Source organism: Plantibacter cousiniae (nom. nud.) (genome assembly GCF_977070315.1).
The window spans coordinates 118,290-129,964 of the sequence record NZ_CDRVEU010000010.1; the positions used below are offsets into that span (position 1 = coordinate 118,290).

An 11,675-nucleotide genomic window follows, 5' to 3' on the forward strand; every position below is an offset into this window, starting at 1 on the left:
AGCGTCTGTTGAGCTTGAGATCGGAAGTCAAAGCGCAGGGATGCGTTTGTCGGTCAGGCGGATGATCTGCCTGGCCAGGAAGCTTCCGGTCAGGATCACGCCGAACAGGCGCAAGGTCTGCATCGCCAGCACGAAGCCGACGTCGGCATGCGTATCGATGGCAATAATGGCCATGGTGTCCAGGCCGCCCGGGCTGGTCGCCAGGTATACCGAGAGATAATCCTTGCCCATCATCACCGCAATCAGCCAGGCCGACACAGCACAGAGCACGATCAACAGCAGTGAGGCCAGAATCATCATCGGCAGTCGTCTCCAGACGTATTGCACCGTTGGCCGATCGAAACGCAGGCCGACGTAGCAGCCGATGGCACCGTAAGCGATGGGCAGCAACCAGGCTGGAACGCTGATCTGCATCACGCCACTCAGTTGCAGCGCGCCACCGAGCATCAGCGGCACCAGCAGGGCACCTGCCGGGAGACGCGAGCCGAGTGCCACGCCTGCGGCAATCACCGCCAGGCTCAGCGCCAGATCAACAAGGTCAAGGCTGGGCAAGACCGCCGCACTGCTGTGCAGGGCCGCAGCGGAATCCGGGGTGCCGATGAAATGGCTGACCAGCGCGCCGATGGTGACCACGCAGACCACGCGCACATATTGCATGGTGGCGACAATGCGTGAGTCGGCACCGTAATCTTCGGACATCGCGACCATCGCCGAGGCCGCGCCCGGTGACGTGCCCCAGGCTGCCGTGTTGCTCGGAATGCCGGCAAAGCGCACCAGCACCAGTCCAACTGCCGCGCTCAGCACCACCGTGAGGATGGTCGCCAGGAGCATGACATGCCATGAATGAAGGGCGGTGAGCAGCACACTGACCGACATGGCATGCGCAATCAGCACGCCGACCGTGCCCTGACCGAGTTGAAAGGCCCGCTTGGGCATGCGGATGCTGGCACCTGATACGCCAAAGCCTATGGCGACCAGCATCGGCCCGAGGAACATCGCAGCAGGCATATCGAACAGTTTGAGCAGTTGCCCGGAAATGCCGGCCATCAGGATCAGACCCGCCCATTGAGTCAGCGGGGAAAGGGAGGAAAGCGAAAAGCGTGAAGCGTTTGACAAGGACGTTCTCCTTGATTGGGGTGAATCACATGCACACAGTATCGACTTCCCAACCCATCAAGTCTATTTTCTAATAATCATGAATTGATAACTTTGGTTGATAGATATGGACCTGCGCGATCTCACCTATTTCGAAACCATTGCCGAGCTGGGGCATCTCGGACGTGCTGCGGAGAAGCTAAATCGCAGCCAGCCAGCGCTGACCAAGAGCATTCAGCGCCTCGAGGAGTCATTCGGAACGCGACTGTTTCAACGTGACGGCCGAAGGATCAAGCTGACGCCCGTGGGCGAGTTGCTGCAGGCGCGCGGCAAGGAGTTGCAGCAAAGCATTGCCCAGACCCAGCGCGAGGTGCGGGATTTCGCCAGTGGCATGGTGGGCAACATTCGGGTCGGCTGCGCCGCGACGATGGCGGAATATTTGATGCCGAAACTGACGTCGGCCTTGTTGCAGCGCACCCCGGACGTCACCTTGAAACTGGTGATAGGTCAGGATGACCTGCTGCGCGAATCATTGCGCTCCGGTCAACTGGACATGATCATTTGCGCGCTAGCGCCCGACAGTGAAGACGTCACCAGCTTTGCCATACTCAGGGACGAAGCCGTGGTGGTCGCCAGCAAAAATCATCCGATCTTCAAGCCGTCGTTGAAAATGAGTGACCTGTGCGCGTATCGCTGGGTACTGCCGCCTGTGAGTGTTTCATCGCGCAAATGGCTGGACGCAACCTTCGCTGCTCATGGCCTGCCGCTGCCGACGGTGCAGATCGAAGCGAACTCGATCTCGCTGTTGCCGGGACTGATTGCCCGCAGCAACCTGTTGAGCTTCATTGCCCGCGAGTCGCTGGAGTTCGGCAAGACCATGCAGCACCTGCGTGAAGTGCCGCTGGAGCAAACCACCCTCAAACGCACCATTGGTGTGACGTTGCGCAAGGGCGGTTACCTGTCACCCGCAGCAGAAGGCATGTTGCAGATGCTGCGCGATAACGGCGGGGACTTTCTGGGGTGGGGCTGACCGCCCCGGTCAGCCGCTTGTGGGCAGGGCCTGAAAGCCACTCAGGTACTTTGCCAGCGCCTCTGCACCCAGCTCCACGGTTGAGCTGGTGCCCGCCCAGCTGCAGGCGAGCATCAGGTTGCGCGGCAGGTCGAAGTCTTCAACCGTAAACCCATTGGCGTCGAGACCGTTTTCATCGTGGGGAACCAGTTCGCGCAGCGACGCCACCGGTTCAAAGTACGCCCACACTGGCTTGTTCAGTGCGACCGCCATACCGACTTCGAAGGCCGTGCCCGAATCCGGCTCCAGGCCACGGAATACGTTGAGGTTGACCAGCATCGCTGAGCAGCGGTGGATCATCGCGACATTCATCGAGTAAATCTGCTGTGCGGTTTCATGCGCTGTTCGTCCGTGCGTGACCTCATTGTCAAACGGGTACAGACCCTCAAGTCCGTGTGCGGCGCACAGAGCCTTCAGATAGCGTCCATGTTCCACGGCATCGGTCCTGAACACGTCGAAGCCTGCGAGATAAACCAGTGGCGCGTGCATATTCGTCTCTCGGCTGCAGATGTTGTCGCGCCGATTCTAAGGCCGACCGTCTGCCCGCGATACATGCCATTGATCGGTCGAACACGATCAGCAGGCGTTTGCACTGGAATCTGTACGGATAACCAGTATCCTTGTTCAGTCTGCTCATTTGTCATGTGAACGCTGGCCTTGAATACTTCGCCCCTCGACAATCCGTTTTACTACCTGGAAAACTTCCGTCAGGTCCTTGACTGGATTGCCCGGCGCTACGATGACCTGCTCGACGCAACCGAGCGCCGCTTCATCAGCGAGTTTGCCGAGCTGCCGGTCCCCGCCCAGGGGTTGCTGGTGCGCATGGTGATGCGCAAGGGTGTGTTGTTTCGGGCCAGCAAACTCGGTTATGTCGAGATTGGCGACCCTCACGACGCCGTATTGCCGCTGCTGGCGCGGGAGTGGGTCGACACCGCTCCGCCACTGGGCCTGAGCGAGTTGTTCCAGCTGCTGCGTCGGGATGAGTTGAGCCACTGCTTCAAGGATCACGCGGTCAAGGGCCCTGAGCGCAAGCAGGATTGGTTCGAGCGCCTGCAGCCCATGTACCCGTCGCCGCAGTCCCTCGAACAATGGCATCCGACGTTGCCCGACGCCGTGTTCGGCCTGAAGATCATGCCGCTGTGTGATCGCCTGCGCTTGCTGTACTTCGGCAATCTGTACCAGGAATGGTCTGAATTCGTGCTGGCTGACCTGGGTATCTACCGCTACGAAAAAGTCGAGTTTTCGCTGGAGTCGCGCGGCATCAACGAGCGTGCGGATATCGATGTGTGCCTGCAATTGCATGCCTGTCGTGAAGCGCTGGAAACCTGCCTGGAACTGCATGCGCTGGCCGAGCGGGTCATTGCCATCGAATGCGGCAACCCGTGGTTGCTCATGCGTCGTGGCAAACTGCTGTTTCGTATCGGGCAACAGGCCGAGCGCATGCAGGACTGGCCTCTGGCGATGGCGGTATATCGTCAGTCGAGTTACCCCGGCGCGCGTTCAAGGCAGATCCGCGTGCTGGAGCGCAACGCCGAGTACGCAGCGGCGCTGGCGCTGGCGCAGCAGGCCCGTCTCGCTCCGGAAAGTGATGCCGAGGTCCAGCACCTGTCACGCGTCTTGCCACGCCTGCAACGCAAGCTCGGCCTGACTGCCGCGCGCAAGCGCACGGTGCGGGCCATTGCGCGGCTGGACGTGCAGGTCACGCCAGTGTCGGGCATGAGTGTCGAGCGTTTGATACGCATGCACCTCGAAGAAGAGCAGGGCGGGGAGGTGCATTACGTCGAGAATGCGCTGATCAATTCACTGTTCGGGCTGCTGTGCTGGCGAGCCATTTTCGCCCCGTTGCCGGGTGCATTCTTTCATCCGTTTCACAGTGCGCCGAGTGACCTGTACAGCCCTGACTTTTATCAGCGCAGAGCATCGTTGTTCGATGCCTGTCTGACGCAACTGGAGTCTGATGAATATCTGACGACCATTCGTGAGCATTTTGAGAGCAAATACGGTCTGCAATCACCCTTTGTATTCTGGGGAGCGCTGACGCCGGAGCTTCTGGAACAGGCGCTTCATTGCCTGCCGGCAGAGCACTTGCTTCGCTGGTTTCGTCGGCTGTTGCAGGACATAAAAGCCAACCGGACCGGGATGCCCGACCTGATCCAGTTTTTTCCGGAGCAGCGTCGTTATCGAATGATCGAGGTCAAGGGGCCGGGTGACCGCCTCCAGGACAACCAACTGCGCTGGCTGGACTTCTGTGCCGAGCATGGCATGCCGGTGGAGGTGTGTTACGTGCAATGGGCGACTGACAACAGTGCCTGCGTCAGTAGCGACCTGTCAGGTCATCAAGGGGCCTTGTGCCCGTCCTGAGTGTCCTGATGATCCGCATCATGGGGCTGTTTCGAATCATGAGGCTTGTCGTCCGCGCTGCCGTTATTTCCCGGCAAGGGGTCCATGCCTTTGGTGCCGGGGCTTGTGCCTGGCGCGCCGGGGCTGGTGCCGTCGACGTTTTTTTCCATTCCGGTGCCCGGGACTTTCGGACCGTCGCTGACCGGGTTGGTCGGTCCGGTCGAACCTGCAAGCGCACTGGTCGCCGACAGGGCCAAAAATGTCGCCAGGCTTATCGCCCCCAATCTATTCCTGATCATGGTGCAAACTCCGTGAGTACTTTGATCGAAACAGTACGTTGACTGAAACTGTACCGCGAGAAGGGTAGACCCGCGGGCAGGGCATGGTCCTACCCGCGTAAGACGCCTGATTACTGAGTCTTGGTCTTTTCAGTGGTGGTGCTCTTGTCGTGCGTACCGTGTGTCGTCTTGTTGTCGTGCTTCATCGAACGCTCGGCTGCCGCTTCCTTGCTTTCAGCTTGCGCGCCTGGAGTCTCGGACGAGGTGCGGTCCATCGGCTGGGTATTGGTGCCCGGCAGTTTGGTCGCATTCTTGTTGATCGGGGTTTCAGGGGTGGTGGTCGACTCGGCAAAGGCGGCACCCGAAGCTACAGCCATCAGGCCAGCAAGAGTCAGGGCAGTCAGTTTGGTCTTGATCATGATGATTACTCCGTTGTTTTAAAGTACTCACGTTGGTCATTGGCCAGTGGCCATAGGTGCCGTCGAACCCGACGAACGGTAGATATGTTCGAGGCATCAAGGCTTACGCCGTTGCTGTCCGCCGTGAGAGTCATCGCGCGCCCTTTTCGGTCATTCACGCCCCCCCTTAACGCCGTCGACAGCGAAGTTTTAAGTTGATTTAGCTATAACGTGACCACTCGGTCATTTACAAAGCTTCTTAAAATCACACTTTCTTACATTTTTATAACGAAGCGGGCATTCCGCTACCTGATGAGTGGTGGCAGAAGGCTATTTGGGCTTTCGGGTCGAAAATGTCCCGTAAACATTGGGTTTGGAAGGGGTTTTGGTAGCTGGCGACGTAGGAAATCACTTACAAAAAAGTTCCTCTAACGACACGATTCGTTGGATTGTCATTAAACAGCAACATTTGAGGTTTTAAATCCGCCTCGGGCCTCCTTAAGTGGACCACCACACAATCTCCTGGACTGAGGTATTACCGTGATTCTGCTGACTAAAAAACGCTTGTCGCTTCTGATCGCATCGCTGTGCCTTAGCGGTGTGGCTCACGCGACTGATGTAACAGGCGCTGGTTCGAGTTTCGTCTACCCGGTTATTTCGGCGTGGTCCCAGGACTACAGCAAGAGCAAGGATAACCGTATCAACTATCAGTCCATCGGTTCGGGTGGTGGTATTGCCCAGATCAAGGCTGCGACCGTTGACTTCGGTGCATCCGACGCCCCGATGTCTGCAGAAGATCTGCAGGCCGGCGGCCTGGGTCAGTTCCCAAGCGTGATCGGCGGTATCGTGCCGATCGTCAACGTCGAAGGCGTCGAAAGCGGCGAGCTGAAGCTGGACGGTCCAACCATCGCCAAGATCTTCATGGGCGACATCAAGAAGTGGAACGACCCGGCAATCACTGCGCTGAACTCGGGCGTCAAACTGCCTGATACCGCAATCACCGTCGTTCACCGTTCGGACGGTTCGGGCACCACGTACAACTTCACCAACTACCTGAGCAAAGTCAGCCCGGAGTGGAACGAGAAGCTGAAGTTCGGTTCGACCGTGCAGTGGCCAGCAGGCGTGGGCGGCAAGGGTAACGAAGGTGTTTCGGCCTACGTGAAGCAGATCAAGGGTTCGATCGGCTACGTCGAGTACTCCTACGCAACCACCAACAAACTGTCCTACACCCAGTTGAAAAACGCTGCCGGCAAATTCATCAAGCCTGACGCCAAGGCATTTGCTGCCGCCGCCGACACTGCCGACTGGGCAAGCGCCAAAGACTTCAACCTGATCATGACCAACGCGCCGGGTGAGGCTGCATGGCCGATCACCGCGACCACCTGGATCATCATGTACAAGAAAGCCAAGAACGAAGAGAAAAGCACGGCTGCTTTCGACTTCTTCAAGTGGTCCCTGGAAAACGGCCAGAAGCAGGCCGAGAAACTGGAATATGTAGCATTGCCGAAATCGCTGGTTGACCGCGTGGAAAGCTACTGGAAAACGGAATTCACCAAGTAAGTGATTCAACCCGTACCACCCCTGTCATCAGCCGCGATATCGGCTCGGTGACAGGGGCTTTTCCTTGCGAGTGGCCTCAACATGACTGAAAACACCCAATACCTGTCCGCTAACGTCTCCGCTGGTGAGTCCGAGGGCGAGAAGCGCGCCAAACGGGATCATCGTCATGACCTGTGGTTCAAGCGTTCATTGCAGGCTGCAGCGATGCTGGTGCTTGCTTTGCTGGGTTGTATTGCCTTGTCGACCCTGTGGGGCGGCAGTCTGGCATTCCAGACTTTCGGGTTTGGCTTTCTGACCAGTACCGAGTGGGACGTGAACGCCGGCAAGTTTGGCGCTCTGGTTCCGATCTACGGCACCCTGGTGACCTCTTTTCTGGCTTTGCTGATCGCCGTACCGGTGAGTTTCGGCATTGCAATCTTTCTTACCGAAGTGGCGCCGCCCTGGTTGCGCATGCCGATCGCCTCGGCCATCGAGCTGCTGGCCGGTATCCCTTCGATCATCTACGGCATGTGGGGGCTGTTCGTCTTCGGCCCGTTCATGGCTGAACACCTGTCGCCGTGGATTACCGAAAACCTTGGCGCACTGCCGCTGATCGGTCCGATGTTCCAAGGGCCGCCGTTGGGTATCGGCATGCTGACCGCAGGTATCGTACTGGCGATCATGATCACGCCGTTCATTACCTCGGTGATGCAGGAAGTCTTCCGCACCGTGCCCGTGGCCCTCAAAGAGTCGGCCTATGCACTGGGCGGTACAACCTGGGAAGTGGTCTGGGATATCGTGCTGCCGTACACCCGATCGGCCGTGGTCGGCGGTGTGTTTCTGGGGCTGGGGCGCGCGCTCGGCGAAACCATGGCGGTAACCTTCGTACTGGGCAACGCGCATCAGTTCTCGGCTTCGCTGATGATGCCGAGCAGTTCGATCGCTTCGGTGATCGCCAACGAGTTCAACGAGGCTTACACCGACTTGCACCGTTCGGCACTGATCGCCCTTGGCTTCCTGTTGTTCGTCGTCACCTTCATCGTGCTGGCCCTTGCACGCCTGATGCTGTCGCGCCTTTCGCGTAAGGAGGGGTTATGAGTAAGGATGTGACCGGCAGCGAGCACCTGTATCGGGTTCGCAGCATCAAGAACAAGATTGCGATGGTGCTCAGCTGTGGTGCCACTGCCTTCGGCCTGCTGTGGCTGGTGTGGATTCTGCTGACCACTATCATCAAGGGCATCGACGCGCTCAACCTGCAACTGTTCACCGGCATGACTCCGCCGCCTGGTACCGAAGGTGGACTGGCCAACGCGTTCTACGGCAGTGTGCTGATGTCCGGCATCGGCCTGCTGATCGGTACGCCGATCGGTCTGATGGCCGGCATCTGGCTGGCCGAGTTTGCCCGCTACACCAAACTGGGCAACGCCGTGCGCTTCATCAACGACATCCTGCTGTCGGCACCTTCGATTGTGCTCGGTCTGTTCGTCTACACCGTCGTGGTACTGCCACTCAACGCGGTGACAGGCCATCAGGTGGGCTTTTCGGCGATTGCCGGTGCGCTGGCGCTGGCATTGCTGGTGATCCCTGTGGTGGTGCGTACCACTGACGAAATGATGCAACTGCAACCCTCGACCATGCGTGAAGCTGCGCTGGCGCTGGGCGTGCCGCAATGGAAGCTGACCCTGCAAATCGTCCTTCGCGCGGCCAAGGCTGGTGTGGTAACCGGCGTATTGCTCGCATTGGCACGCATCACCGGCGAAACCGCGCCGCTGCTGTTCACCGCTTTCGGCAACCAGTTCTGGAGCAGCGATCTGCTCAAACCCATCGCCAGTGTTCCGGTGGTGGTTTTCCAGTACGCCATGAGCCCGTTCGATGACTGGCACTCCCTGGCATGGGCCGGTGCGCTGGTCATGACGTTGTTCGTACTGATACTGAGTCTGCTGTCTCGCTTAATTCTTCTGCGCAATAGGGCGTCCTGATGAACAACCTTTCCCTGGCCAACGAAAAAACCAAGATCCAAGTGCGCGGTCTGGAGTTTTTCTACAACAACCAGAAGTCGTTGAAGTCCATCGACATGACCATCCCCGAGAAGCGCATCACGGCGATCATCGGCCCGTCGGGTTGCGGTAAATCGACCCTGCTGCGCGTCTTCAACCGCATCTACGCGATGTACCCGAAGCAGGAAGCGCGCGGTGAAGTGCTGCTCAATGGCGAGAACATCCTGGCCCCAGGCTATTCGATGAACCGCCTGCGCAGTCATGTGGGCATGGTGTTCCAGAAGCCTGTGCCGTTCCCGATGTCGATCTACGACAACATTTCCTACGCCATCAAGCACCACGAAAAACTGTCGCGTCGGGAAATGGAAGATCGCGTCGAGCAGGCCCTGCGTGGCGCGGCCTTGTGGGACGAGGTCAAGGACAAGCTCAAGCAGAGCGCGACCGGCCTGTCCGGCGGTCAGCAGCAGCGTCTGTGCATCGCCCGTACCATCGCGCTGCGTCCTCAGGTATTGCTGCTCGACGAGCCGACCTCGGCACTTGACCCGATTTCCACAGGACGTATCGAACAGCTGATCACCGAGCTTAAAGAGCAGTTCACCGTGATCATCGTGACTCACAACATGCAGCAGGCGGCGCGTTGCTCCGACTACACCGCCTTCATGTTCATGGGTGAACTGATCGAGCACGGCGACACCGACACCATCTTCACCAAGCCCTCCAAGACCCAGACCGAAGATTACATCACCGGTCGTTTCGGCTGATCATCCGGCCAGGGCGGGCGCTTCCTGGCGCTCGCCCATGAACTCCTCGATCCTGCTGCGCAGCCAACGCTCGGCAGGGTCGCTGTCCATCACACTCAGCCACGTCATCGACAGGTCCAGCCCCGGTGTGGGGAAGGGCAGTGGCTCGTCATACAGCAAACCCAATGCGCTCATGGCCTTTGCCGCATAGTCGGACAGCCCCGAAATCATGTCGGTGCCGGCCATCAATGCGGGCAGGGTGGCGAACTGCGGCACCGACAACACCACCTGACGCTTGCGCCCCAGCGCGGTCAGCCACTCATCGGCGAAACTGCTGACACTCGCGACGTGCGACACCACAACATGTGGGCGCGAGCAGTATTCGTCCAGGCTCATGGGGCTGGCAGGCTTGTCGGCGCGCACCAGCCTCGGCTGCACGTTACGCAGCGTCTTGCGCTTGGCATTGGCGGGCAGTTCACGGGTCAGGCAGACGCCAACGGTGATATCGCCGGACATCAGCACCTCGGAGATATTCAGGTAGTCGACGTGCTTGACCACGATCACCACGCCGGGCGCTTCCTGGCGGATGGCCTTGAGCATCGCCGGCAGCAGGCCGAATTCGACGTCATCGGTCAGGCCGATGCGAAAGGTCATCTTGCTGACCGACGGGTCGAAGTCGGTGGTCAGGCTGAGCGCTGTGGACATGGCGTCCAGCGCAGGCGTCAGGTGCTTGAGAATCTCGTGAGCGCGCGCGGTGGGTTCCATGCGATGGCCGACGCGGATGAACAGTGGGTCATTGAGCAGACTGCGCAGGCGATTCAAGGCAGCGCTTATCGTAGGTTGGCCGAGAAACAGTTTTTCGGCTGCGCGGGTGACGTTACGCTCCTGCATCAATGTTTCGAATACCACCATCAGGTTGATGTCGGCCTTGCGCAGTTCATTTCGATTCATTGCTGTTCCTTGGCATCAGACCTGGACGGCCAAGTCTAGGCAGTCCACGCAGAACGCGTCCAGCATTTTGCCTCTGCATGATGAAACGTCTGCTTACGGTTCTTCGGGCAGGAAAAGGGCGAATCTGTAAGGGGAAACAGGGTCTACTGGCAGGCATGCGGTTTAACGTAAAAACCGCCTTGGATTCCCGATCCCTAGCTACAGGAGGTGCCCCTTATGCGGGCTGCAAAGATTGCCGGTATGTTGATGTCGCTGACGCTGTCAGGCGCAGCACTGGCTGAAACGCCCGGTTATGGCCAGCAACTGGAAGGTTTTACTTACCCTCACGCGCTGCATAAATTCAGTTTCCAGTCCCAGGGCCAGACGCTGGAAATGGGTTACATGGACGTCGCGCCGAGCGGCAAGGCCAATGGCCGCACGGCGGTGCTGCTGCATGGCAAGAATTTTTGCGCTGCGACCTGGGAAGACACCATCAAGGGGCTGAGCGCTGCGGGCTATCGCGTTGTCGCACCGGATCAGATCGGTTTCTGCACCTCGACCAAGCCGGAGCACTACCAGTACAGCTTCCAGCAGTTGTCGATGAATACCCATGCGCTGCTGGAAAAACTGGGTATCGACAAGGTGTCGGTAGTCGGTCACTCCACGGGCGGCATGCTGGCCACGCGTTATGCGTTGATGTACCCGAAGCAGACCGAGAAGCTGGTGATGGTCAACCCTATCGGTTTGGAAGACTGGAAAGCACTCGGCGTGCCGTATCGCAGCGTCGATCGATGGTATGAACGAGAGCTGAAGACCACTGCCGAAGGTATTCGCGCTTACGAGCAGAAGACCTACTACGATGGCCGCTGGAAGCCGGAATATGACAAGTGGGTCGACATGCTGGCCGGTCTGAACAAAGGGCCGGGGCACAAGATCGTGGCCTGGAACTCGGCGTTGATCTACGACATGATTTTCACCCAGCCGGTGTTCTACGAGTTTCCCAGGTTGCAGGTGCCGACGGTGCTGATGATTGGCGATGCCGATACCACTGCCATCGGCAGCGACATCGCGCCGCCTGAGGTCAAGGCAAAGATTGGCAATTACAAGGTACTGGGCAAGCAGGTGACGCAGATGATTCCAGGCGCCAGGCTGGTGGAGTTCAAGGGCAAGGGCCATGCCCCGCAGATGGAGGATCCGCAGGGCTTCAACAAGGCACTGGTCTCCGAGCTTCAATAAGCTGCACGTCATGCCATGCAGCAACCTGGTCCGACAGCCACCAGGTTGCCTGC

Annotated in this window: 12 protein-coding genes; 7 read left to right on the forward strand and 5 right to left on the reverse strand. The window is 58.8% G+C overall.

Annotation, left to right across the window (positions count from 1 at the left end):
• Positions 1 to 27: 27 nt before the first annotated feature.
• Positions 28 to 1,116 (reverse strand): AbrB family transcriptional regulator, encoded by a 1,089-nt coding sequence (locus tag ACW55A_RS19135; RefSeq protein ID WP_455808654.1) that lies wholly within the window; start codon positions 1,114 to 1,116, stop codon positions 28 to 30.
• 106 nt (positions 1,117 to 1,222) lie between these two features.
• On the opposite strand from ACW55A_RS19135, the gene ACW55A_RS19140 reads away from it, so the two are divergent.
• Positions 1,223 to 2,125 carry a LysR family transcriptional regulator gene (locus ACW55A_RS19140; protein WP_044308784.1) on the forward strand — a complete coding sequence of 301 codons (903 nt, stop codon included), beginning with the start codon at positions 1,223 to 1,225 and terminating at the stop codon, positions 2,123 to 2,125.
• Between the two features lie 9 nt (positions 2,126 to 2,134).
• On the opposite strand, the gene ACW55A_RS19145 is transcribed toward ACW55A_RS19140, so the two are convergent.
• Positions 2,135 to 2,653 carry a nucleoside 2-deoxyribosyltransferase gene (locus tag ACW55A_RS19145; protein ID WP_003371929.1) on the reverse strand — a complete coding sequence of 173 codons (519 nt, stop codon included), beginning with the start codon at positions 2,651 to 2,653 and terminating at the stop codon, positions 2,135 to 2,137.
• A 168-nt stretch (positions 2,654 to 2,821) separates the two neighbouring features.
• On the opposite strand from ACW55A_RS19145, the gene ACW55A_RS19150 reads away from it, so the two are divergent.
• Positions 2,822 to 4,525: a VRR-NUC domain-containing protein gene (locus tag ACW55A_RS19150; protein WP_455808655.1), complete on the forward strand. Its 1,704-nt coding sequence runs from the start codon at positions 2,822 to 2,824 to the stop codon at positions 4,523 to 4,525.
• Here ACW55A_RS19150 and ACW55A_RS19155 read toward each other — a convergent pair.
• Both ACW55A_RS19155 and ACW55A_RS19160 read right to left on the reverse strand, forming a co-directional pair.
• On the reverse strand, positions 4,501 to 4,803 hold the full coding sequence (locus ACW55A_RS19155; RefSeq protein ID WP_058396314.1) for a hypothetical protein: 303 nt from the start codon (positions 4,801 to 4,803) through the stop codon (positions 4,501 to 4,503). The genes ACW55A_RS19150 and ACW55A_RS19155 overlap by 25 nt on opposite strands.
• Positions 4,804 to 4,913: 110 nt before the next feature.
• A complete protein-coding gene (locus ACW55A_RS19160) occupies positions 4,914 to 5,201 on the reverse strand; it encodes a hypothetical protein (protein ID WP_003371935.1) in 288 nt (95 codons plus the stop codon).
• A 519-nt stretch (positions 5,202 to 5,720) separates the two neighbouring features.
• On the opposite strand from ACW55A_RS19160, the gene pstS reads away from it, so the two are divergent.
• The 4 genes from pstS to pstB all read left to right on the forward strand — a co-directional run bounded on the left by pstS (position 5,721) and on the right by pstB (position 9,477).
• Positions 5,721 to 6,740, forward strand: coding sequence for a phosphate ABC transporter substrate-binding protein PstS (pstS, locus tag ACW55A_RS19165; protein WP_003371938.1), 1,020 nt, complete (start codon positions 5,721 to 5,723; stop codon positions 6,738 to 6,740).
• An 81-nt stretch (positions 6,741 to 6,821) separates the two neighbouring features.
• Positions 6,822 to 7,817, forward strand: a complete 996-nt coding sequence (gene pstC, locus ACW55A_RS19170) for a phosphate ABC transporter permease subunit PstC (protein ID WP_003371940.1) — start codon at positions 6,822 to 6,824, stop codon at positions 7,815 to 7,817.
• Positions 7,814 to 8,698 carry a phosphate ABC transporter permease PstA gene (pstA, locus tag ACW55A_RS19175; protein WP_003435912.1) on the forward strand — a complete coding sequence of 295 codons (885 nt, stop codon included), beginning with the start codon at positions 7,814 to 7,816 and terminating at the stop codon, positions 8,696 to 8,698. The genes pstC and pstA overlap by 4 nt, the downstream gene beginning before the upstream one ends.
• The gene (pstB, locus tag ACW55A_RS19180) at positions 8,698 to 9,477 is read left to right on the forward strand and encodes a phosphate ABC transporter ATP-binding protein PstB (protein ID WP_002553918.1); all 780 of its coding nucleotides are present in this window, start codon (positions 8,698 to 8,700) and stop codon (positions 9,475 to 9,477) included. Before pstA ends, pstB begins: the two co-directional genes overlap by 1 nt.
• Here pstB and ACW55A_RS19185 read toward each other — a convergent pair whose 3' ends face one another.
• On the reverse strand, positions 9,478 to 10,407 hold the full coding sequence (locus ACW55A_RS19185) for a LysR family transcriptional regulator (protein ID WP_003371946.1): 930 nt from the start codon (positions 10,405 to 10,407) through the stop codon (positions 9,478 to 9,480). It abuts the gene before it with no gap.
• A 216-nt stretch (positions 10,408 to 10,623) separates the two neighbouring features.
• Between ACW55A_RS19185 and ACW55A_RS19190 the strand changes: the two genes are divergently transcribed.
• On the forward strand, positions 10,624 to 11,622 hold the full coding sequence (locus ACW55A_RS19190) for an alpha/beta fold hydrolase (protein ID WP_455808656.1): 999 nt from the start codon (positions 10,624 to 10,626) through the stop codon (positions 11,620 to 11,622).
• The last annotated feature ends 53 nt before the right edge of the window (positions 11,623 to 11,675 follow it).

Coding starts and splice junctions, on each gene's coding strand:
- ACW55A_RS19140 (WP_044308784.1), top strand. CDS start 1,223: ATGGACCTGCGCGATCTCACCTATTTCGAAACCATTGCCGAGCTGGGG.
- ACW55A_RS19145 (WP_003371929.1), bottom strand. CDS start 2,653: ATGCACGCGCCACTGGTTTATCTCGCAGGCTTCGACGTGTTCAGGACC.
- ACW55A_RS19155 (WP_058396314.1), bottom strand. CDS start 4,803: ATGATCAGGAATAGATTGGGGGCGATAAGCCTGGCGACATTTTTGGCC.
- ACW55A_RS19160 (WP_003371935.1), bottom strand. CDS start 5,201: ATGATCAAGACCAAACTGACTGCCCTGACTCTTGCTGGCCTGATGGCT.
- pstC (WP_003371940.1), top strand. CDS start 6,822: ATGACTGAAAACACCCAATACCTGTCCGCTAACGTCTCCGCTGGTGAG.
- pstA (WP_003435912.1), top strand. CDS start 7,814: ATGAGTAAGGATGTGACCGGCAGCGAGCACCTGTATCGGGTTCGCAGC.
- pstB (WP_002553918.1), top strand. CDS start 8,698: ATGAACAACCTTTCCCTGGCCAACGAAAAAACCAAGATCCAAGTGCGC.
- ACW55A_RS19185 (WP_003371946.1), bottom strand. CDS start 10,407: ATGAATCGAAATGAACTGCGCAAGGCCGACATCAACCTGATGGTGGTA.
- ACW55A_RS19190 (WP_455808656.1), top strand. CDS start 10,624: ATGCGGGCTGCAAAGATTGCCGGTATGTTGATGTCGCTGACGCTGTCA.